Source organism: Citrobacter sp. Cpo221, assembly GCF_030332345.1.
In the GTDB taxonomy this organism is placed as follows: domain Bacteria; phylum Pseudomonadota; class Gammaproteobacteria; order Enterobacterales; family Enterobacteriaceae; genus Citrobacter; species Citrobacter portucalensis.
The window spans coordinates 124,860-147,012 of record NZ_JAOWIA010000063.1; the positions used below are offsets into that span (position 1 = coordinate 124,860).

The window sequence follows — 22,153 nt, forward strand, 5'->3', positions numbered from 1 at the left end:
TTAATCACACACCAGGGAAAATCAGTTCTAAAGCTTGCAGAGAATCTTCCCAGTCAGCCCGTTCAAAAATGCCTTGCTGTAAGAACGCTTCCAGCTGTGGCCATAAGGCGATGGCTTTATCCAGCATTGGATCGCTGCCTTTGGCATACGCCCCCACGCTAACCAGATCGCGGTTACGCTGGAAGCTGGACAGCAGCTGTTTAAAGTTACGTACCCGTGCATAGTGTTTTTCACTAATGAGCGCGGTCATGGCGCGGCTGATCGAGGCTTCAATATCGATGGCCGGATAGTGACCCGCTTCGGCTAAATGACGAGACAGCACGATGTGCCCGTCCAGTATCGCGCGCGCGGAATCGGCAATCGGGTCCTGCTGGTCGTCACCCTCGGTCAGTACTGTATAAAACGCGGTAACTGAACCGCCGCCGTGGATACCGTTCCCGGCCCGTTCAACCAGCGCCGGTAATTTGGCGAATACTGACGGCGGATAACCTTTGGTTGCCGGCGGCTCGCCGATTGCCAGGGCTATCTCACGTTGCGCCATCGCATAGCGGGTGAGGGAATCCATAATCAGCAATACGTGCTGCCCGCGATCGCGGAAATCTTCGGCGATGCGCGTGGCGTAGGCCGCGCCTTGCATACGTAACAGCGGCGAGACATCCGCCGGAGCGGCAATCACTACCGAGCGTGCACGACCGTCAGCGCCGAGAATATTTTCAATAAAATCTTTAACTTCGCGGCCACGCTCGCCAATCAGGCCCACGACGATGACGTCGGCCTGGGTATAACGCGCCATCATGCCGAGCAGGACACTTTTACCGACGCCGGAACCTGCGAAAAGCCCCATACGCTGGCCGCGACCAACGGTTAATAACGCGTTTATGGGGCGTACACCGGTATCCAGGACGTGTTCAATTGCGGTACGTTGCAGCGGGTTAAACGGCGGCGTAATTAGCGCGCCGGTTTCGGTGGTGTCCGGGGCGGGCAGTCCGTCGAGCGGTTTGCCGCTGCCGTCCAGCACACGCCCCAGCAGAGCAGGGCCAAGCGGTAATTGCTTCCCGCTTTGCAGACCTTCTCCGGCAATGTTCTTCGCGTAGACGCGCGCGCCGGGCAGAACGCCTTCGACCTCTTCGAGCGGCATCAGAAACAGACGTTGACCGTTAAAGCCTACGACTTCGCTTTCAACTTCCTGGGTTTCGTTGCCATCCTGGCGTTCAATGACGCAGGTGGCACCCAACGGCAGCTGTAACCCCGTGGCTTCCAGCACCAGCCCGGTGGCGCGGGTCAGGCGACCGTAACGACGCACCGCAGGCAGCAGCGACATTTTCTCTTCGAAGTTGTCCAGCGTATTGAGCCAGCGAGTCAGGCGAGTGGTCATTACACGACTCCCGGCGCTGCCAGACGGCAGAGTTCTTGCCAGCGAGTGGCGACGCTGGCATCCAGATCGCCTTCGTCTGCTGAGACTTTACAACCGCCGTGATGCAGCGTGGGATCGCCGCGCAGCCGCCAGCCGTGCAGGCTGAGAGTGGCACCGAGCATCTCCTCAACACGCTGGAGATCGTCCGGATGGACGCGCAGCTGCGGTTTACCGCTAAACAGCGGTTCCTGTTGCAATAACTGTTGAATCTGCTTAATCAGCGCAGCGTTATCCACGATAGGCGTCTGACCAATCACCTGACGCGCAGCTTCCAGCGCCATTTGCATCAGGCGCGAGGCAATGACGCTGTCCAGTGCGTCCAGCGTATTCTGAAACTCGCTCACCAACTGCTGCATGCGGGCATGGATCGGCGCATGCTGCGCGCGCGCCTGGTTCTGGCCTTGCTCCAGCCCCTGACTCAGACCTTCCTGATAACCTTGCTCGTGACCTTTTTGTCGACCTTCTGCCAGCCCCGCGTTATACCCTTGCTCATGGGCCTGCATTTGCAGCTGTGCGAGCTGTTGTTCAAGCTGTTGCTCTGCTGAAAGCTCGGGTTCTTCCGTCTCTTCGGACAGCGGCGTTTCGCTGTGGTCAGCCAGCACGAACTCTGCCATTGGTGGGGCGAGATCGTCCGGGGTCCAGACTTTCCACGGCAGTTCGTTAGACATAGGTATCCTCGCCGCTGCCGATCACCATCTCGCCGGTTTCCGCCAGACGACGCACAATAAGCAGAATTGCTTTTTGTTCGTTTTCTACCTGCGACAAACGCACCGGGCCGCGGTTGGCAAGGTCGTCGCGCAGAATATCGGCAGCACGTTGCGACATGTTGCGCAGGAACTTCTCGCGTAGCGGCTGTTCGGCACCTTTCAGGGCAATCAGCAGCGATTCGGAATCCACTTCCTGCAGCAGGCGCTGGATACTGCGATCGTCGACGTCCACCAGGTTTTCGAACAGGAACATTTCGTCGATAATTTTCTGCGCCAGTTCGCCGTCAAATTCGCGTACGGCGGTAATAACCGCTTCTTCCTGCTGGGTTTTCATCAGGTTGATAATTTCTGCCGCCGTTCTCACGCCGCCCATTTTGCTGCGCTTGAGGTTCTGTCCATCGAGCAGACCGTTCAGTACCTCGGTCAGTTCTGCCAGCGCGGCAGGCTGCACGCCGCCGAAGGTGGCGATACGCAGCATCACGTCGTGACGTAAACGCTCGTCGAACAGCGCCAGAATATCGGCGGCCTGGCCCCGTTTGAGGTGTACCAGAATGGTGGCGATAATCTGCGGATGCTCGTCGCGGATAAGGTCGGCGGCGCTTTGCGGCTCCATAAAGTTGAGCGTTTCAATGCCGCTGGTGGTATCGCGGGTTTCCAGAATATCTTCCAGCAGGCTGGAGGCGCGTTCCTCGCCCAGCGCTTTCACCAGCACGGAGCGCAGATATTCGTTGGCGTTGATATTCAGCGCGGCAAACTGTTCTGCTTCTTGCTCAAACTCGGCCAGCACTTCCGTCAACTGTTTGTTGGAGATCTGGCGTACGTTCGCCATCGCTGTACTCAGCGCCTGAACCTCGCGCGTGGAAAGGTGTTTAAACACTTCTGCCGCGCGATCTTCGCCAATGGTCATCAGCAGGATGACGCTTTTATCGGTACCGGTAAGGGCATTACTCATGATCGTTACTCATCCACTGGCGAATGACCAGCGCCACGACGCGCGGATCGTTATCTGACATTTCACGAATACGCTGGCTCATCACTTCTGCACCCAGACGCTGATTCGTACGACGCTGCTGGGTCTGTTCGTCTTTGCTGAGGCGAACTTCTACCGCTTCTTCGGTTTCCTGACGGATCCGCGTTTGTTCTTGTACCGCTTTTGCTTCTTCGCTGCGGCGAACCAACTGCGGGCGAACAGCTTTGCGCCACAGGATCCAGGCAACAAGCAGAACCAGTAACCAGCGGCCTGCGGTCATCAACTGATCAATAAAGAACGGCTGTTTCCAGAACGGCAGCTCGCCAATGGAATCGTCGGTTGCCGTGAAGGGCGAGTTCACCACGTTCAGGGTATCGCCACGTTTGTCGGAGAAGCCCATTGCTTCGCGGGTCAGATCCTCAATCTGTTTCATCTGATCGGCGGTTAACGGCAGCGGTTTACCGTCCGGCAACGTTTTATAGTTGACCACCACCGCCACCGAGAGACGCTGCACATCGCCAACGTTCATTTTGGTGTGGCGAATGGTACGGTCGACTTCATAGTTGCTGGTTTCATTGCGCTGCGTACTGCGTGGACCGGCATTATTGTTGTTATTTGCCGTCTGCGTGGTTTGCGCATTTTGCTGATTAGCCGGAGGGTTGGCGATTGGCGCGGTATTAGCCGGTGCTGGTTGATTAGACAATGCGCCCGGTACGCCGCCTGGCGCTCCGCTTCCGATCTGCTCGCTGACGTTTAACTGGCGTGAACGTAGGACGGCCTGGGAATCATCACCGTTTGGACGGTACTGTTCTTCGGTTTGCTCTTTATTAGCAAAATCCAGCTGCGCGGTGACCTGCGCATGTACGTTACCGTTGCCGACAATCGGCGACAGGATCGATTCGATACGACGTTGAACGCGGCCTTCGACATCGCTGGCGTATTTCAACTGCGCATCGTTAAGATCGCGGCTGCTGGTGTTCGACTGAGTTAACAGATGACCTGCCTGGTCGACCAGCGTAACGTTGCCCGGCGGTAACCCGGCGACAGCGCTGGAAACCAGATGCGTAACTGCACTGATCTGACCTTCATCCAGTGCACGGCCTGGTTCAAGATTCACGGTCACGGAGGCTGAAGGCGCTTTTTGCTCACGCACAAACAGCGACGGTTTCGGCATTGCCAGATGCACGCGGGCGCGTTTTACCGGTCCCAGCGTTTCAATGGTACGGGCTAATTCACCTTCCAGCGCACGCTGGTAGTTGACCTGCTCGCTAAACTGGCTGATACCAAACTTTTCTTGATCCAGCAGTTCAAAACCAACGGCGCCGCCTTTCGGCAGACCTTGCTGCGCCAGACGTAAACGTAGTTCGTGGACTTTATCGGCAGGAACTTCTATAGCACCGCTTCCCTCAGTAAAACGATAGGGAACGTTCATCTGCGTCAGTTGGGTGACAATCGCGCCACCATCCTGATCGGAAAGATTGCTGAACAGCGTGCGATAGTCAGGCGCTTTCGCCCACAGGACCATCGCCACGATGATAGCGACGGCAGCGGCTCCCGCCACAATCAAAGGAATTCTGGGATTCGCGCGCAGGCGGTTTAACCACTCGAGAGGTTTAAGCTGGGTTGCAGTCGATGCTGTCGCACTCATCTCGCACCTCGTGGCTTATCGTGGACGGCGTTTTTTGCAAAGTGGAACAAGACTCACTCCCGGGTCAGCAAACTCGAAAAATTGACGGTCTCATTATTTGCGGTTTCGAATTTTTCTATGCGTTAAAAACCGTGGTTTTTTATCGTTATTTAACGCCTTTATCTTATTGACTAACTGGTAATCTCAGCTACGTAAAAAATCATCCAGGGGATCAGAATGTCGGCAATACAGGGGATTGAAGGGGTCATCAGCCAGTTACAGGCCACGGCGATGTCAGCAAAAACGCAGGATATGCAGCCACAACCGACCGTGAGTTTTGCCGGGCAACTGCATGCGGCGTTAGACAGGATCAGCGATGTGCAAACCGCGTCCCGTACGCAGGCTGAGAAATTTACCCTGGGTGAGCCGGGTATTGCGTTAAATGATGTGATGGCCGATATGCAAAAAGCGTCGGTATCGATGCAGATGGGTATTCAGGTGCGTAATAAACTGGTGTCGGCCTATCAGGAAGTAATGTCGATGCAGGTGTAGGGACAACGTGCAGAAAATGTTTGCCGGATAAGCGCAGTGCCATCCGGCAACCAGTTACTTCTGAATCAAATAGCGGATCGTTGGGCCATCCTGCTGAATATCCAGCACCGTATAGCCGTGATTACGCGCATCCAGTGGAATATTGTTGATTGACTGCGGGCAATCGCTCACCACTTCCAGAATTTCACCTTTCTTCAATTGCGGCATCGCTTCCAACGTGGCTACAGCCGGATATGGACACGGTTCGCCGACCATATCGAGGCGATAATCAGGCACGATATTTTTCATACAGACTCCTTGGCAGGCGTCAGCCCTGCGCGACGGAAGAAACGTTTTTCCCAGCCGATGATCAGCATCAGCGCGGCAAACAACAGCAGATAGGTCACCAGCAGACCGCCGAGCGGACCGAAGGTGTTGAGCAGATTCACTTTGTCCCAGTTGGTGGCAAGCGCGGGAGCAAAATCATCCCAGTAGTAGGCCAGAATGGTCGAGCCAATAACGTTGCCCAGACCAACCCACCAGTAATGCACCTGGCCTTCTACGGCGCGGTACATCCAGCCGGTTTCACATCCGCCCGCTAAAACGATGCCAAAGCCAAATAGCAAGCCACCGATCACCGCATTTGGACCTGCCCACATGATTTTAGGCTCGACACCCAGTTGCACATAGCTAAAGATACCGATGGCGCTGACCGCCATCCCGAAGATGATCGCTTTTGCCATATGGGTGCGACCGGAAATCCACAGGTCTCGGAAGGCGGAGGTGAAGCAGATTTGCGCCCGTTCAATCAGCAGACCAAACCCAACGCCGAACAGCATCGCCAGACCGAGCTTGGGTTTATCCATCGCGGTGAGTAGCGCCCAGCCGATCATGCCGATAAACACCAGCATGCCCAGGCGGAAACGGCGACGGGCCTGATCCGGCTTTTGCGTCAACGGCGAAGCGGCGGAGACTTTCTGCATTTTGACCGGAATACGAAATATTGGCAGCAGGGTAAAGCGTGCACCAAACCAGGAGCCAATGGCCGTGGCCAGCGCAAAAAACCAGGCGTGTAGTGAGAACTGCGGAATGCCGGTGAAGAATGCGGCCAGGTTACAGCCCATTGCCAGCCGTGCGCCGAATCCGGCGATTGCCCCGCCGACTATCGCCTGCATAATGCGCACCCGACTGCGCGGCATGCGTAACTTGACGTTGTTGGCCCACAGTGCGGCAGCAAAACAGCCGCCGAACATACCGAGGATCATCATGCCGTCGATGCGGGTCAGGGGCGAGCCTTCGAGATGGATCAGCTTGTAGTATCCCCACTCTTCGGCGTGCACACCAAACAGTTGCAGGATTTGACCACCCCAGCGGGTGAATTCACCGGTAACGGCCCAGAAGGTTCCCGTAATGCCGAAATAGTAAGTAGAGAGAATACCCGCTGCGATGACCGCAGGGGCGGGGGCCCAAAATTTAATCAACCAGGCCTGTTTGAAGTGTTGCCATGACATGCGTTGTGCCTCTGAACTCAGAAGGTATGTAACAAGAAGTGTGGATACTACACCGTTCAGAATTTTTGACTATGAGTAATAAGAGGTAACACCGTCTGGATCAATCTTTCTCAACGCTGCCGAAAGGCTGGCGACATCAGGCCTTTAATGCCACAATCCCATTTTCTTCGCATGCAGGATGAATGATGAAAAAATTAGCAATCGTTGGTGTATTTCTGGCGCTTACCGGATGCGCCGAAGTAGAAAATTATAACGACGTGGTGAAAACGCCAGCGCCAGCCGGTCTGGAAGGATACTGGCAGTCAAAAGGTCCGCAACGCAGTCTGGTCAGCCCGGAAGCGATTGCCAGCCTGGTGATAACGAAAGAGGGCGATACGCTGGATTGTCGCCAGTGGCAGCGGGTGATCGCGCTGCCGGGGAAACTGACGATGCTCTCTGGCGATCTCACCAACGTGACGGTGAAACGCGAGCTGTACGAGATTGAGCGCGAAGGCAATACGCTGGAATATGACGGTATGACGCTGCAACGGGTGGATCGCCCGACGCAGGAATGTGCTGACGCGTTAAAGAAAACGCCGCTGGCAACACCGCTGCCATAAACCGTACGCCCCGGTAGCCACCGGCCACCGGGGTTGAGCTTTACAACACGTCTTCAATCACCCACACGCTGACGCTCCCGCCGTTACAGAAAAACGTCGCTTCACCGTTTTCATCGGTGACCACGCTTTCTTCACTATTTCCCAGATAGTCCCGCCAGGTTTTATTGCCATAATTGGCGCCGAGATTGATGGTCTTTTCCCCGTCATCGCCGTTAGACAATACCACCACACAGCCGGGATCCTCATCCGTACCGCTGCGGCTAAAAGCGATACAGTTAGGATGATCGAAAAAGAGCGTTTGTACCCCATGCGCGAAGCGCTGGCGTGCGAGGATCAGTTCATCAAGTTGTTCAATGATCGGCATGTCAATAGGATAGGTTTCGCCATCGCCACCGGTGTCTTCGTAATGCGCTCCGTAGAGGTCAGGGTAAAACACCGACGGTACGCCGTTTTCGCGTAACAGGATCAGCGCATAGGCCAGCGGCTTAAACCACGGCTCGACGGGGGCTTCCAGCGCCTGCAAGGGTTGGGTGTCGTGATTGGCCACCAGCGTGACGGCATGAAACGGATCGGCCTCCACCAGAGTGTCGGTGAAAATTTGGCTCATGTCGTAATCGCGGCCCTGACGGGAGGCCTCGTGGAATTTCATCTGCAAAGGGGCGTCGAACAGCATGGTTTTCCCCTCCACCTGATTAATGTAGGTTTGCAGCTTATCGACTTCATGGGACCAGTATTCCGCCACAATAAACAGCGGCTTGGGTGCCACTTCCTGCACATGCTCGATCCACTCTTTGTAAAACCATGCCGGAATATGTTTCACCGCATCTAAACGAAAGCCGTCACACTGGGTTTGCTCCATTACCCAACGCGCCCAGTATTTGAGCTCCTCAGTCACCGCGTGATTGCGAAAATCAATGTTTTCGCCCATCAGATAATCAAAATTACCCAACTCATCATCAACCTGATCGTTCCAGCCTTCGCCAGTGTAGTCGTTAACGATTTTAAAAATCCCGTCTTCGGTTGGATTCTCGATATGGTCAATACCGCTGAAGCATTTAAAATCCCAAATGAATTGCGAGTACTGGCCAGCGCGGGCAGGGAAGGTATAGCGCGTCCAGGCCTCGCACTCGACAATCTCATCATCTATTTGCGTGCGATCCTCAGTGTTAACGCGCTGGACGCGGATCTTTTCTTTCTCATCTGCGCCCATTTTGTGGTTGACCACCACGTCGAGCAGTACGGCAATATCATTGTGTTTTAGCGCGTCAATTGCCGCCAGCAGCTGGTTTTTATCGCCGTATTTGGTGGCGACGGTTCCCTTTTGGTCGAATTCGCCCAGATCAAACAGATCGTAGGAATCATAGCCAACGGAATAGCCGCCGGACGCGCCTTTATAGGTGGGGGGCAGCCATACCATATTGATGCCGATATCATTGAGTCCGCCTGCGCGTTCGGCAAGTTCGGGCCAGAGTTGACCGCCATCAGGGTAATACCAGTGGAAGTACTGCAATAACGTGGGATTTTTCATCTTCCGTGCTCCAGAAGTCGTTTGGCCGACCTCTGGAGTATGGAAGATAATTCAGACGAGACGGGAAATTATTGTGGCGAGGTGGGGGCGTCGGGTACCAGCAGCATACCGGAAAGACGACCATAGGCATTATTCAGCGTCTTTTGGCGTGTCGACTGGCCGATGAGATTGCTGAGCTCATCCAGGCGCTGCTGCAACAACGTTTTGAGTAACTGTTCGTTATCCAGCGTCTGTTTAATATACCCGGCAACTAAGTCCTGAATACTTCGCGTTATGCCCGGTGGAGTTTGCTCTTCCATGACCACTTCAATACTTTGCAGATAAGTAACTTCCTGTTCCAGTAAAAGGTCCCATTCACCGCGCTGCGCCAGTTCCAGCAGCGAGTGACTGAGTAGCGCGATGCGCTGCCAACGGTTGATAAACTCCACGGCTGAGGTCATTAACGAGACTCCTGGGACGACGCTTTCGGTGAGATCTGTTTCCAGGCATCTGCAATGTTGCCGAGTAACTCTTCGACTTCTTCAATGGCCTGACAATCATTACGCAAGTTAGCTTGCAGTAAACGGCGGATCATATAGTCATACAGCGAGGACAGGTTGGTGGCAATTTCACCGCCATTCTCCTGATCCAGGCCTGCTTTCAGACCATTGTCGATAATGTTAATGGCTTTGCTGATGGCCTCGCCTTTGGCGACGATATCACCCTGTTGCATAAACAGGCGAGCGCGCACGAGGGCGCTATTTGCGCCATCAAACAACATTTCAATCAGCTGATGCGGATTGGCGCTCATTACGCCACTCTCTATGCTGACCTGTGCATAGGCTTTGGTACCGCTCGCGGTATACATACTTACCTCGTGTTATCAGGAATTACTCATCGCCGTAAATTGCTGGCCCAGATAGTTACTGGTGCTATTCAGCTTACTCATCATGCTATCAAGCTGGGTAAACTGTGCTTTATAGCGCGCGACGGTATCGTCAATGCTGTTGCTGACGGCCAAATACTGTTTGGTCAGTTTTTTCAGCGTGGCGTTAATATTGTCCTGGGCAACGTCAATAATGCCGTCATCGGCCAGGTAACCTTTTACTTCGGTGGCGATTTTGGTAGTAATACCGGTTTCTTTACCATCACCGACCAGCAATTGACGAGTCGCCGCGGTGTTATCTTTCAGCGCTTTTTCCAGCTTGGTATCGTCAATCTTCAGCTTGCCTGAGGTACCGTCGGTGGTAATACCGATTTCACCCAACGTTTTGAATGTGCCGTCGCTGGCACCATTGGAAAACTGGGCACGTATCCCTGTCTGAATAGTGCGTACCGCACTGTCACCGAGTAATGCACCATTATTCGTGTCCTGGGTTTCGGCACCAGGATCAACTTCAGTGTATTTGGTTAGCGTTGAGAACGTATCCAGCAGCGAGTTATAGGCGTCCACCCAACCTTTGATCGCTTCTTTTGCTTTATCATTGCTCTTGGTGACGGTGATCCGCGCATCGGTCACTTCTTTAGTAAGATTTAGCGTCACGCCCTGCGGCGCATCGGTAATGGTGTTGCTCGGACGTTCAATATCAATGCCGTTAACCTTTAACAACGCATTTTTGGCTTCCACCAGCTGTTTCAGATTTCCGCTGCCGGCGGTGCTGTCGTAGGCCAGTAAGTCATTAAGCTTACTGTCGCCGCTAACCGAAATGGTCATCTTATTATCGACACCGCTATCGGCTGTTAATATTAGCTGATAATCATTTTCTTTAACTTTAACGATACTGGCGGAAATACCGCTGTCGGCGTCGTTAATGGCATCACGGATCCCTTCCAACGACGTTTGGTCTTTGCTGAGTTTAATTTCCAGCGGCTCTTTGCGGCCTTTTTGCTCAATTTTAATGGTACGGTTGTCAGATGAGGTATCACCTAACGCTTCCTTCGTTGAGCTGATTCCACCTTTGGTACTTAATGATTGCGCCTGCGCCAGTTGGGTGACACTAACGTTATAGATCCCGGGCGCTGCACCGGCAGAAGTCGAAACTGTCAGATCTTCTGTACTGCTGGTGACGGTAGTGCTTTTAAACAGATCGGCGCTATTTAGCGTGGTGTTTGCCGTCTGGAATTTTTCCAGCGCGCTTTTCAGCGTGCCGTAGGCGGTTAATCTTGCCGTATTCGAACTCTGCTGTTGAGTAATTGGAGTTAAACGTTTTTTTTCAGCAGTGGTTAAGTTTGTCAGCAATGTATCCAGTGGTAAGTTTGAGCCGACGCCCAATGATGTAAATGAAGGCATGCCTAATTCCTTGTGATTGCAAACAGTAGTTAAGCGGGTTATCGGCAATCTGCGCGCAAAGTTTAATAATAGTTTTGCAAAAATAATGCGCAGAATAGTGACATATAAAGAGGGTATTTCTGGGGCTAAGAAAAAAGAGGGCGGAAAGTGAAAATTTTCTAAAGTTCGAATTTAAGGTGCCGATACATGGGTTACGGTGAGAAACCGTGGGCAACAGCCCAATAACATCAAGTTGTAATTGATAAGGAAAAGATCATGGCACAAGTCATCAATACAAACAGCCTGTCGCTGTTGACCCAGAACAACCTGAACAAATCTCAGTCTACTCTGAGCTCCGCTATCGAGCGTCTGTCCTCTGGGCTGCGTATCAACAGCGCGAAAGACGATGCTGCTGGCCAGGCGATCGCAAACCGCTTCACCTCTAACATCAAAGGCCTGACTCAGGCTTCCCGAAACGCCAACGACGGTATCTCCATCGCGCAGACCACTGAAGGCGCACTGAACGAAATCAACAATAACCTGCAGCGTGTACGTGAACTGTCTGTTCAGGCAGCTAACGGATCAAACTCTGATTCCGACCTGGATTCTATTCAGGCTGAAATTACTCAGCGTCTAAGTGAGATTGATCGTATTTCCGATCAGACTCAGTTTAACGGTGTGAAAGTATTATCTAGTGATAATAAACTGACCATCCAAGTTGGCGCGAATGATAATGAGACCATCACTTTAGATCTGAAAGAAATCACCAGTGGTACCCTTGGACTTAATGGTTTCCGTGTTACCGGTGACAAAGCAGCAACTGCAGATCAACTGGTAAAAGATTTTGGCGCAACGGGAACTACAAGTTATAGCCTCGGCGGCGTAAATTATAATGTTGATGTTAAGTCTGGAGCTGTTACTACAGGCGCCACACCAGATAAAGTTTATGTAGGTGCTGCTTCAGGTTCATTAGTAACCACTGATTCTAACCAATCAATAGACCCATCCACGGGGACGCATGCTGTGGATGTAGCGAAGTTGGCTGCTAATGTTAAGCAAGGGGGAACTATTGATTGGAAAGGAACAACTTGGACCGCAACTGGCGACGCTACTGCAACAGGTAATGGTAAATTTACTGCCAAAATTGATGGCAAAGAAATTACCTTGACAGTGAGTGACTCTACCGATGGCGCCACTGGTGCGAACGCCAAACTTGCCGTTTCGGGTGGCTCGCTATATGAAGAAAGCGCAAATAAATTAACGACTCATGCCAATAACGTTGCCGCTAAAGAGTCTGATCTTATCCAGCAAAAAGCAACTAAGACTGGTGGTGAATTGAGCGTTGGCTCCGGTGCAGGTAAAGTTGATTATACTGTTGATGCAGGTGGTGCAGTTAAAGTTAAAAATGATTCAGAAGTTATTTTTGTAAAAGATGCAGGATCAGCGAATGCAAGCCTTGTGAAGCAAAGTGCCGCAAGCGAAGCTACTCGCGGACAGTTAGCTTTAATTGATAATGCGTTGTCTCAAGTTGATTCTTTCCGTGGCGACTTAGGTGCAGTTCAGAACCGTTTCGATTCCACTATCACCAACCTGGGTAATACCATTAACAACCTGACTTCTGCACGTAGCCGTATCGAAGATGCCGACTACGCGACCGAAGTGTCCAATATGTCTAAAGCACAGATCCTGCAGCAAGCAGGGACTTCTGTGCTGGCACAGGCCAACCAGGTTCCGCAGAACGTTCTGTCTCTGCTGCGTTAATTTACGCTTACTACACAAACCCCGCTCCGGCGGGGTTTTTTATATTTAGCTTTACCCGTAACCCCCAAATAACCCCTCATTTCACCCACTATTCACCCGATTAAAACCCCTGCAGAAACGGATAATCATGCCGATAACTCATTTAACGCAGGGCTGTTTATCGTGAATTCACTGTATACCGCTGAAGGTGTAATGGATAAACACTCGCTGTGGCAGCGTTATGTACCGTTGGTGCGTCACGAAGCATTGCGCCTTCAGGTGCGTTTGCCGGCGAGCGTAGAACTGGATGACCTGCTACAAGCGGGCGGCATCGGGTTATTGAATGCCGTTGACCGATATGACGCTTTGCAAGGAACGGCATTTACCACTTACGCAGTGCAGCGTATTCGTGGAGCAATGCTGGACGAACTACGTAGCCGGGATTGGGTGCCGCGTAGCGTTCGGCGCAATGCTCGCGAAGTGGCACAGGCGATGGGACAACTGGAGCAGGAATTAGGGCGCAACGCGACGGAAACCGAAGTGGCGGAGCGTCTGGCTATTCCTGTGCAAGAGTATCGTCAGATGTTGCTCGATACCAATAACAGCCAACTTTTCTCTTATGACGAGTGGCGGGAAGAGCATGGCGATAGTATTGAGCTGGTGACGGAAGAACATCAGCAGGAAAACCCGTTACAACAGCTACTTGAGGGTAACCTCCGCCAGCGCGTGATGGACGCGATCGAGGCGTTGCCGGAGCGCGAAAAGCTGGTGTTAACGCTGTACTACCAGGAAGAGCTGAATCTGAAAGAGATTGGCGCGGTACTGGAAGTCGGGGAATCACGGGTCAGCCAGTTGCACAGTCAGGCCATCAAACGTCTACGCACCAAGCTGGGTAAGCTATAGGGGTACATCATTACCCCTGAACAATGCCGCATTACGAATTGACTACCAGGAGTTCTCATGACGGTGCAGCAATCAAAAAGACGGCCTCTAAGCCGCTACCTCAAAGATTTCAAACACAGCCAGACGCATTGCGCCCATTGCTTTAAGTTGCTCGACCGGATCACGCTGGTTCGTCGCGGGCAAATTGTGAATAAAATCGCCATCGCTCGACTGGACACTTTGTTGGATGAAGCCGAGTGGGAGCAGGAGAAAAAAGAGTGGGTGGCACTGTGTCGTTTTTGCGGTGATTTGCATTGCAAAGAGCAGAGCGACTTTTTCGACATTATCGGTTTTAAACAGTTTTTATTTGAGCAAACCGAAATGAGTCACGGCACGGTACGTGAATACGTTGTCCGTCTGCGTCGCCTCGGGAATCACCTGACCGAACAAAATATCTCTCATGACCTGCTGCAGGATGGGTTCCTAGACGAAAACCTTGCCCCGTGGCTGCCGGAAACCAGCACCAACAATTACCGCATCGCCTTGCGTAAGTATGAGCAGTTCAAAGCCCATACCCATATGGGACATATGCAGAAATCCTCCTGGACAGCCAGTTCTGATATATATTAAAAACGAATAAGGTGTAACAGAGTTGTGTTTGTGGATCACGACAAACGCTCTACACTACAGTCATATACACGTCATCCTTCAAGCTGTCTCTGCGTTGGCTGCGTTCATTCACCCCAGTCACTTACTTTAGTAAGCTCCTGGGGATTCACTCGCTTGCCGCCTTGATACAACTCGAATGGTTTGTGAATAAATAGTAGTCACTAATGACAATATTCGGGGTAACTATGAAATTAGCACTTCTGGGACGTCAGGCTCTGATGGGTGTAATGGCTGTTGCACTTGTCGCTGGAATGAGCGTAAAGACTTATGCAGATGAAGGTCTGTTAAATAAAGTTAAAGAGCGCGGCACGCTGCTGGTGGGCCTGGAAGGGACCTATCCCCCGTTTAGTTTTCAGGGCGATGACGGCAAGCTGACCGGTTTCGAAGTGGAGTTCGCTGAGGAACTGGCCAAGCACCTTGGGGTGAAAGCTAACCTGAAGCCGACCAAGTGGGACGGTATGCTGGCCTCTCTTGATTCCAAGCGCATTGACGTGGTCATCAACCAGGTGACCATCTCTGACGAACGTAAGAAAAAATACGATTTCTCTACCCCGTATACGGTTTCTGGTATTCAGGCGCTGGTGAAGAAAGGTAATGAAGGCGTTATTAAGACCGCTGCCGATCTGAAAGGTAAAAAAGTCGGCGTTGGTCTGGGCACCAACTATGAAGAGTGGCTGCGCCAGAACGTGCAGGGCGTGGATATTCGTACCTATGATGATGACCCGACCAAATACCAGGATCTGCGTGTAGGCCGTATCGACGCCATTTTGGTTGACCGTCTGGCAGCGCTGGATCTGGTCAAGAAAACCAAGGATACGCTGGCTGTGACCGGTGAAGCATTCTCCCGCCAGGAGTCCGGCGTGGCGCTGCGCAAAGGCAATGAAGATCTGCTGAAAGCGGTTGATGCGGCCATTGCTGAAATGCAGAAAGACGGTACGCTGAAAGCTCTGTCTGAAAAATGGTTTGGAGCGGATGTGACGAAATAATCGGCATCCGATGAAAAAAGGCGCCTTTAACAGCGCCTTTTTTTATTTCATTGCGCCTGAGCGTGCATAATAAAAAGAACATCACAACAACGAATACCGGAGGCTGTATGCCGCTGCATAACTTAACGCGCTTTCCACGTCTGGAATTTATTGGCGCGCCAACGCCGCTCGAATATCTTCCACGTTTCTCCGACCACCTCGGGCGCGATATTTTCATCAAACGCGATGACGTCACGCCGATGGCTATGGGCGGCAATAAGCTGCGTAAGCTGGAATTCCTGGCCGCAGACGCACTGCGTGAAGGCGCTGATACGCTGATAACCGCAGGTGCCATCCAGTCTAACCACGTTCGTCAGACGGCGGCGGTAGCGGCTAAGCTTGGTCTGCACTGCGTGGCGCTGTTGGAAAATCCGATAGGCTCTACTGCGGAAAACTATCTCACCAACGGCAACCGTCTGCTGCTGGACCTGTTTAATACGCAAATCGAAATGTGCGATGCGCTGACCGACCCGAATGCGCAGCTTCAGGAACTGGCGACGCGCATTGAAGCACAGGGCTTCCGCCCGTATGTGATCCCGGTTGGCGGTTCTAACGCGCTGGGCGCACTGGGTTATGTGGAAAGCGCGCTGGAAATTGCCCAGCAGTGTGAAGGGGCCGTCGCGCTCTCTTCCGTAGTGGTTGCCTCGGGCAGTGCGGGAACGCATGCCGGACTGGCCGTGGGTCTGGAACAATTGATGCCAGACGTCGAACTTATCGGCGTGACTGTCTCGCGCAGCGTGGCGGATCAAAAACCCAAAGTTGTTACGCTGCAGCAGGATATTGCCCGAGAACTGGAACTGACGGCCTCCGCGGATATCCTGCTATGGGACGATTATTTTGCGCCAGGCTACGGTACGCCAAACGAAGAGGGCATGGAGGCGGTAAAATTGCTGGCGCGCCTGGAAGGCATTTTGTTGGATCCGGTGTATACCGGTAAGGCGATGGCGGGTTTGATTGACGGTATCAGCCAGAAACGCTTTAAAGACGAAGGGCCAATCCTCTTTATTCATACCGGTGGGGCACCTGCACTGTTTGCCTACCATCCTCACGTGTAACAACCAGGTCGAAAAACGCTAATGCATGAAAGTATCCAACTGGTAATAGATTCTCTGCCGTATCTGCTCAAAGGCGCGGTTTTTACGCTGCAACTGAGTATCGGCGGCATGTTTTTTGGCCTCGTGCTGGGGTTTATCCTGGCGCTGATGCGTTTGTCGCCGCTGTTGCCTGTGCGCTGGCTGGCGCGTTTTTATATCTCTATTTTTCGCGGAACACCGCTGATTGCCCAGCTGTTCATGATCTATTACGGTCTGCCGCAGTTTGGTATTGAGCTTGATCCCATCCCGGCGGCGATGATTGGCTTGTCGCTGAATACGGCTGCCTACGCTGCGGAAACCCTGCGTGCGGCAATCTCTTCCATCGACAAAGGACAGTGGGAGGCGGGTGCCAGTATTGGTATGACGCGCTGGCAGACCATGCGCCGGGCAATCCTGCCGCAGGCTGCGCGCGTTGCGTTGCCGCCGCTGAGCAACAGCTTTATCAGTCTGGTGAAAGATACTTCTTTGGCCGCCACTATTCAGGTACCGGAACTGTTCCGTCAGGCGCAGCTGATTACCTCGCGTACGCTGGAAGTCTTTACGATGTATCTGGCGGCCTCGTTGATTTACTGGGTGATGGCGACGGTGCTTTCTGCGCTGCAAAACTATTTTGAAGAACAACTGAATCGCCAGGAGAGAGAGCCGAAATGAGTGCTATCGAAGTCAGAAACCTGGTCAAAAAATTTCATGGGCAAACGGTGCTGCATGGGATCGATCTTGACGTCAAACCTGGTGAAGTAGTCGCGATTATCGGGCCGAGCGGATCGGGCAAAACCACACTGCTGCGTAGCATTAATTTGCTGGAGCAACCGGAGGCGGGCACCATTAAAGTGGGTGAGATTACCATTGATACCGCGCGTTCGTTGACCCAGCAGAAAGGGCTGATTCGTCAGTTACGTCAGCACGTCGGTTTTGTGTTCCAGAACTTTAATTTGTTCCCGCATCGGACGGTGCTGGAAAACATTATTGAAGGGCCGGTGATAGTCAAAGGTGAACCAAAAGCTGAAGCGACAGCTCGTGCGCGCGAGCTGCTGGCGAAAGTCGGGCTGGCGGGTAAAGAAACCAGCTATCCGCGGCGTTTATCGGGTGGACAGCAGCAGCGCGTAGCGATTGCCCGAGCGCTGGCGATGCGACCTGAGGTTATTCTTTTTGATGAACCGACCTCCGCACTTGATCCTGAACTGGTTGGCGAGGTACTTAATACCATCCGCCAACTGGCGCAGGAAAAACGCACCATGGTGATTGTGACGCATGAAATGAGCTTTGCTCGCGATGTTGCCGATAGAGCGATATTTATGGATCAAGGACGGATTGTAGAGCAGGGACCAGCAAAATCCTTATTCACGCATCCGCAGCAGCCGCGTACCCGTCAGTTTCTTGAAAAGTTTTTGATGCAATAAATAGTACATATAGCGCTCGCTGGGATTGTTTCTGGCGAGTGCTCTTCGCATAACTATTTATAATTATTGCTTTATTATTAGCATTTGATTCTGTTACTTCCTTCCGCTGTTGAGTAATACTCAAGTAATTGTTCATTTGTCCGATAATTTGCATATATAAAATACATTTATGTGTTAGCTTGTTTCATATGTTTGGATGATTATCAATCTCAGGGGCATTACCACTTAGTATGCAGGATCATGATTTCTTCACCTGGCGACGGAGCATGCTGTTACGCTTTCAGGAAATGGCGGCGGCAGAGGATGTCTATAATGAATTACAGCAACAGACGCAGCACTTAGAGTTTGATTTTTACGCGCTCTGTGTTCGTCATCCGGTACCTTTTACCCGACCTAAAACGTCACTTCATACGACCTATCCCAAAGCATGGGTGGCGCATTATCAGTCCGAAAATTATTTCGCCATTGATCCGGTGCTGAAACCTGAAAACTTCAGTCAGGGGCATTTACCCTGGAACGATACTCTGTTTCGCGATGCACAACCTTTGTGGGACGCCGCACGCAATCACGGTTTACGCAAAGGGATGACGCAATGCTTAATGTTGCCTAATCGGGCGTTGGGTTTTTTATCGGTATCGCGGGCGAGTATCCGTAATAGTCGCTTTGCAAACGATGAAGTGGAGCTCAGGATGCAGCTTCTGGTACGGGAAAGCCTGTCTGTACTGACGCGGCTGGAAGATGACATGGTTATGGCGCCAGAAATGCGCTTTAGCAAGCGGGAAAAGGAAATATTGAAATGGACGGCCGAGGGCAAGACCTCTTCAGAGATAGCCATCATTCTGTCGATTTCCGAAAATACAGTGAACTTCCACCAGAAGAATATGCAAAAGAAATTCAATGCGCCAAACAAAACGCAGATAGCCTGTTATGCCGCGGCAACCGGGCTTATCTGAGTAAATTATCGTTCTGAGTGTCAGACGCAAAACCGGCTGAGAGCATTGCTATCAGCCGGTTTCTTTTTACTGGCGGTAAGCTTGTTTAATTTGCTTAACCGTGTTGGAAAATACCGCCGCCTGTGATTGATCTTCAATCAGCGCGAGCTGTTTTTCCATTTTAAGAATCACGCGGCCTGCATCGGCTTGACCCATTGCCTGCAGCATCAGCGTTAACATGGCTTTCAGGCAGGTGACTTCATTGGCCAGTTCCTGGTTATTCTCAGCAGTGGAAAAGTCAGGCGTACTCATTTATTTTCCTCGTTATGTTTCAATGAAAAAGTGCGATGTCAAATCTTAAGGCGGCGGAGTATACCATAAGCGAGGCTAAAAATATCTGTGGTTGTTTTTTGCGCGGATTAATGTTGTGGACATTAAAATAAACAATATGTTGCAGTGCATATATTTTCTCCACATGTTGTTTATTTCGAGTATTTTCCTCGTTAATTATTGTTACAACTTTGACTGCCTATTTTGCATTCAGCGGAGGAATATGAATTTTTTGTCACTATTCTGAAACAGCTATGCAGATATAACCGTGGCAGAAGGCTGTCAGGACTGAAAGTTTCCACTCGTCGTACAATCTAATTTCCAAAAACGAGAGCAAAATCGAAAGTCGGGCGTTTTTTACATTTCAAAGTTGAGATAAAACCCGTTAACATAGGACCGATTAACTATCGGTAGCGTTATCCCTATTCTGGAGATATTCCTTTGATCAACGTTTTTCTTGTTGATGACCACGAACTGGTGCGCGCAGGGATACGACGCATTCTGGAAGATATAAAAGGCATAAAAGTTGTCGGCGAAGCGTGCTGCGGTGAAGATGCGGTAAAATGGTGCCGCTCAAATTCCGTTGACGTTGTGCTGATGGATATGAATATGCCCGGTATTGGCGGTCTGGAAGCAACCCGCAAAATTGCGCGTTCCACGGCAGACATTAAAGTGATCATGCTGACGGTGCACACCGAAAACCCATTACCTGCAAAAGTTATGCAGGCAGGGGCGGCAGGGTATCTCAGCAAAGGCGCCGCCCCCCAGGAAGTAGTGAGTGCGATTCGTTCGGTTTATTCCGGGCAGCGTTATATTGCCTCCGATATCGCTCAGCAAATGGCGCTCAGCCAGATTGAGCCTGAGAAAACGGAAACCCCGTTTGCCAGTTTGTCTGAACGCGAGTTGCAGATTATGCTGATGATCACCAAAGGTCAGAAGGTCAATGAGATCTCAGAGCAACTGAATCTTAGTCCTAAAACGGTGAACAGCTATCGCTATCGAATGTTCAGTAAATTAAACATTCACGGCGATGTAGAGCTGACTCACCTGGCAATTCGCCATGGCCTGTGTAATGCGGAGACATTAACAAGCCAGTGACCGATCAGTTTGATGCCAAAGCGTTCCTGAAAACCGTGACCAGTCAGCCCGGCGTCTATCGTATGTATGATACCGCCGGGACGGTTATCTATGTCGGGAAAGCGAAAGACCTGAAAAAAAGGCTTTCCAGCTACTTCCGTAGTAATCTTGCGTCACGCAAGACCGAAGCGCTGGTCGCGCAAATCCAGCAGATTGATGTCACGGTAACGCACACTGAAACCGAAGCGTTATTGCTTGAGCACAACTACATCAAGCTGTATCAGCCGCGCTATAACGTATTGCTGCGCGATGATAAATCCTACCCTTTTATATTCCTTAGCGGCGATACCCACCCGCGCCTGGCGATGCATCGCGGGGCAAAGCATGCCAAAGGCGAATACTTTGGACCGTTCCCTAACGGTTATGCGGTGCGTGAAACGCTGGCGCTGTTGCAGAAAATATTCCCTATCCGCCAGTGCGAAAACAGCGTTTATCGCAACCGTTCTCGGCCTTGTCTGCAATATCAGATTGGCCGCTGTCTTGGTCCGTGTGTTGCGGGTCTGGTGAGTGAGGAAGAGTATGCTCAGCAGGTCGAGTATGTTCGTCTGTTTCTGTCCGGAAAGGACGATCAGGTATTAACGCAGCTGATCGCCCGCATGGAAAAGGCCAGCCAAAATCTCGAATTTGAAGAGGCTGCGCGCATTCGTGACCAAATCCAGGCCGTACGCCGCGTGACAGAAAAACAGTTTGTCTCTAATAACGGAGACGATCTGGACGTCATTGGCGTGGCGTTTGACGCCGGTATGGCCTGTGTGCACGTTCTGTTTATTCGCCAGGGTAAAGTGCTGGGCAGCCGCAGCTATTTCCCGAAAGTACCCGGTGGCACGGAACTCGGCGAGGTCGTCGAAACCTTTGTCGGGCAGTTTTATCTGCAGGGGAGCCAGATGCGTACCTTACCCGGGGAGATCCTGCTCGATTTTAATCTTAGCGATAAAACCCTGCTGGCAGACTCTCTGTCTGAACTGGCCGGCAGGAAGATTAACGTGCAGACGAAACCGCGAGGGGATCGCGCGCGTTATCTGAAGCTGGCGCGGACCAACGCGGCAGTGGCGCTCACCACGAAACTTTCTCAGCAGTCGACGATTACGCAACGTCTGACGGCGCTGGCATCGGTGTTGAAGTTACCTGCGGTGAAGCGTATGGAGTGCTTCGACATCAGCCATACGATGGGTGAACAGACGGTAGCCTCCTGCGTGGTCTTTGATGCCAATGGCCCGCTGCGCGCAGAATATCGGCGTTACAATATTACCGGTATTACGCCGGGTGATGATTATGCGGCGATGAATCAGGTTTTGCGTCGGCGTTACGGTAAGGCGATTGAAGAAAGTAAGATTCCGGACGTCATATTGATCGACGGCGGTAAAGGTCAGTTAGGGCAGGCGAAAGCCGTTTTTGCTGAGCTGGACGTTCCCTGGGACAAACAGCACCCACTCTTGCTGGGGGTAGCAAAAGGGGCCGATCGTAAAGCCGGTCTGGAAACGCTGTTCTTTGAGCCGGAAGGTGAGGGCTTTAGTTTGCCGCCGGATTCGCCTGCATTGCACGTTATCCAGCATATCCGCGATGAATCTCACGATCATGCGATTAGCGGGCATCGTAAAAAGCGGGCGAAAGTGAAAAGCACCAGTACGCTTGAGACCATCGAAGGTGTCGGGCCAAAGCGTCGCCAGATGTTGTTGAAATATATGGGAGGTTTGCAAGGCCTTCGTAACGCAAGTATCGAAGAAATTGCAAAAGTGCCGGGTATTTCGCAAGCTCTGGCAGAAAAGATCTTCTACTCGTTGAAACATTAGGCCCTCTGTAGCAACATAG

General features: G+C 51.9%; 24 protein-coding genes. 12 read left to right on the forward strand and 12 right to left on the reverse strand.

Features of this window, described 5'->3' with window-relative positions; translation table 11 throughout:
- Positions 1-4: 4 nt before the first annotated feature.
- Genes fliI through fliF form a run of 4 tightly spaced genes read right to left on the reverse strand, consistent with a single transcriptional unit; the run spans position 5 to position 4,739 of the window.
- Positions 5-1,375, reverse strand: a complete 1,371-nt coding sequence (gene fliI / locus OGY72_RS24070; RefSeq protein ID WP_003030440.1) for a flagellar protein export ATPase FliI — start codon at positions 1,373-1,375, stop codon at positions 5-7.
- Entirely contained in the window at positions 1,375-2,082 is a 708-nt protein-coding gene (fliH, locus tag OGY72_RS24075; RefSeq protein WP_003834049.1) for a flagellar assembly protein FliH, read from the reverse strand. Before fliH ends, fliI begins: the two co-directional genes overlap by 1 nt.
- The gene (fliG, locus tag OGY72_RS24080; RefSeq protein WP_003030443.1) at positions 2,075-3,073 is read right to left on the reverse strand and encodes a flagellar motor switch protein FliG; all 999 of its coding nucleotides are present in this window, start codon (positions 3,071-3,073) and stop codon (positions 2,075-2,077) included. The genes fliH and fliG overlap by 8 nt, the downstream gene beginning before the upstream one ends.
- Positions 3,066-4,739, reverse strand: coding sequence for a flagellar basal-body MS-ring/collar protein FliF (gene fliF, locus OGY72_RS24085; protein ID WP_125112511.1), 1,674 nt, complete (start codon positions 4,737-4,739; stop codon positions 3,066-3,068). The genes fliG and fliF overlap by 8 nt, the downstream gene beginning before the upstream one ends.
- 216 nt (positions 4,740-4,955) lie before the next feature.
- Here fliF and fliE point away from each other — a divergent pair, with 216 nt between their 5' ends.
- On the forward strand, positions 4,956-5,270 hold the full coding sequence (gene fliE / locus OGY72_RS24090) for a flagellar hook-basal body complex protein FliE (protein WP_198579290.1): 315 nt from the start codon (positions 4,956-4,958) through the stop codon (positions 5,268-5,270).
- A gap of 54 nt (positions 5,271-5,324) precedes the next feature.
- On the opposite strand, the gene yedF is transcribed toward fliE, so the two are convergent.
- Positions 5,325-5,558: a sulfurtransferase-like selenium metabolism protein YedF gene (gene yedF, locus OGY72_RS24095; protein WP_000790504.1), complete on the reverse strand. Its 234-nt coding sequence runs from the start codon at positions 5,556-5,558 to the stop codon at positions 5,325-5,327.
- Complete coding sequence (gene yedE, locus OGY72_RS24100) at positions 5,555-6,760, reverse strand: selenium metabolism membrane protein YedE/FdhT (RefSeq protein ID WP_063940428.1); 1,206 nt, start codon at positions 6,758-6,760, stop codon at positions 5,555-5,557. Before yedE ends, yedF begins: the two co-directional genes overlap by 4 nt.
- 185 nt (positions 6,761-6,945) lie before the next feature.
- On the opposite strand from yedE, the gene yedD reads away from it, so the two are divergent.
- Positions 6,946-7,359: a lipoprotein YedD gene (gene yedD / locus OGY72_RS24105; RefSeq protein WP_003030454.1), complete on the forward strand. Its 414-nt coding sequence runs from the start codon at positions 6,946-6,948 to the stop codon at positions 7,357-7,359.
- Between the two features lie 40 nt (positions 7,360-7,399).
- Here yedD and amyA read toward each other — a convergent pair whose 3' ends face one another.
- The 4 genes from amyA to fliD form a co-directional block, all read right to left on the reverse strand.
- Complete coding sequence (gene amyA / locus OGY72_RS24110; protein WP_286550027.1) at positions 7,400-8,887, reverse strand: alpha-amylase; 1,488 nt, start codon at positions 8,885-8,887, stop codon at positions 7,400-7,402.
- A gap of 68 nt (positions 8,888-8,955) precedes the next feature.
- Positions 8,956-9,327 carry a flagella biosynthesis regulatory protein FliT gene (gene fliT / locus OGY72_RS24115; RefSeq protein ID WP_008785101.1) on the reverse strand — a complete coding sequence of 124 codons (372 nt, stop codon included), beginning with the start codon at positions 9,325-9,327 and terminating at the stop codon, positions 8,956-8,958.
- Positions 9,327-9,734 (reverse strand): flagellar export chaperone FliS, encoded by a 408-nt coding sequence (gene fliS / locus OGY72_RS24120; protein ID WP_128317479.1) that lies wholly within the window; start codon positions 9,732-9,734, stop codon positions 9,327-9,329. The genes fliT and fliS overlap by 1 nt, the downstream gene beginning before the upstream one ends.
- Positions 9,735-9,749: 15 nt before the next feature.
- Positions 9,750-11,156, reverse strand: coding sequence for a flagellar filament capping protein FliD (gene fliD, locus OGY72_RS24125; protein ID WP_286550033.1), 1,407 nt, complete (start codon positions 11,154-11,156; stop codon positions 9,750-9,752).
- Positions 11,157-11,411: 255 nt separating this feature from the next.
- Here fliD and OGY72_RS24130 point away from each other — a divergent pair, with 255 nt between their 5' ends.
- The 8 genes from OGY72_RS24130 (at position 11,412) to sdiA (ending at position 18,898) form a co-directional block, all read left to right on the forward strand.
- Entirely contained in the window at positions 11,412-12,896 is a 1,485-nt protein-coding gene (locus tag OGY72_RS24130; protein WP_286550035.1) for a flagellin N-terminal helical domain-containing protein, read from the forward strand.
- 162 nt (positions 12,897-13,058) lie between these two features.
- A complete protein-coding gene (gene fliA, locus OGY72_RS24135) occupies positions 13,059-13,778 on the forward strand; it encodes an RNA polymerase sigma factor FliA (protein ID WP_016153479.1) in 720 nt (239 codons plus the stop codon).
- 57 nt (positions 13,779-13,835) lie between these two features.
- The gene (gene fliZ / locus OGY72_RS24140; RefSeq protein ID WP_286550038.1) at positions 13,836-14,387 is read left to right on the forward strand and encodes a flagella biosynthesis regulatory protein FliZ; all 552 of its coding nucleotides are present in this window, start codon (positions 13,836-13,838) and stop codon (positions 14,385-14,387) included.
- 224 nt (positions 14,388-14,611) lie between these two features.
- The gene (gene tcyJ, locus OGY72_RS24145; RefSeq protein ID WP_003030469.1) at positions 14,612-15,412 is read left to right on the forward strand and encodes a cystine ABC transporter substrate-binding protein; all 801 of its coding nucleotides are present in this window, start codon (positions 14,612-14,614) and stop codon (positions 15,410-15,412) included.
- A gap of 107 nt (positions 15,413-15,519) precedes the next feature.
- Positions 15,520-16,506 (forward strand): D-cysteine desulfhydrase, encoded by a 987-nt coding sequence (dcyD, locus tag OGY72_RS24150; RefSeq protein ID WP_286550041.1) that lies wholly within the window; start codon positions 15,520-15,522, stop codon positions 16,504-16,506.
- Positions 16,507-16,527: 21 nt separating this feature from the next.
- Positions 16,528-17,196: a cystine ABC transporter permease gene (gene tcyL, locus OGY72_RS24155; RefSeq protein ID WP_003030474.1), complete on the forward strand. Its 669-nt coding sequence runs from the start codon at positions 16,528-16,530 to the stop codon at positions 17,194-17,196.
- Complete coding sequence (tcyN, locus tag OGY72_RS24160; protein WP_003030477.1) at positions 17,193-17,945, forward strand: L-cystine ABC transporter ATP-binding protein TcyN; 753 nt, start codon at positions 17,193-17,195, stop codon at positions 17,943-17,945. Before tcyL ends, tcyN begins: the two co-directional genes overlap by 4 nt.
- A gap of 230 nt (positions 17,946-18,175) precedes the next feature.
- The gene (sdiA, locus tag OGY72_RS24165; protein ID WP_032934487.1) at positions 18,176-18,898 is read left to right on the forward strand and encodes a quorum-sensing transcriptional regulator SdiA; all 723 of its coding nucleotides are present in this window, start codon (positions 18,176-18,178) and stop codon (positions 18,896-18,898) included.
- 66 nt (positions 18,899-18,964) lie between these two features.
- Here sdiA and OGY72_RS24170 read toward each other — a convergent pair whose 3' ends face one another.
- A complete protein-coding gene (locus OGY72_RS24170; RefSeq protein WP_003030482.1) occupies positions 18,965-19,189 on the reverse strand; it encodes a DUF2594 family protein in 225 nt (74 codons plus the stop codon).
- Between the two features lie 19 nt (positions 19,190-19,208).
- On the reverse strand, positions 19,209-19,352 hold the full coding sequence (locus OGY72_RS25015) for a hypothetical protein (protein ID WP_420269641.1): 144 nt from the start codon (positions 19,350-19,352) through the stop codon (positions 19,209-19,211).
- Between the two features lie 296 nt (positions 19,353-19,648).
- On the opposite strand from OGY72_RS25015, the gene uvrY reads away from it, so the two are divergent.
- Positions 19,649-20,305: a UvrY/SirA/GacA family response regulator transcription factor gene (gene uvrY / locus OGY72_RS24175; protein ID WP_006684079.1), complete on the forward strand. Its 657-nt coding sequence runs from the start codon at positions 19,649-19,651 to the stop codon at positions 20,303-20,305.
- Entirely contained in the window at positions 20,302-22,134 is a 1,833-nt protein-coding gene (gene uvrC, locus OGY72_RS24180; RefSeq protein ID WP_126317802.1) for an excinuclease ABC subunit UvrC, read from the forward strand. Before uvrY ends, uvrC begins: the two co-directional genes overlap by 4 nt.
- Positions 22,135-22,153: the final 19 nt, after the last annotated feature.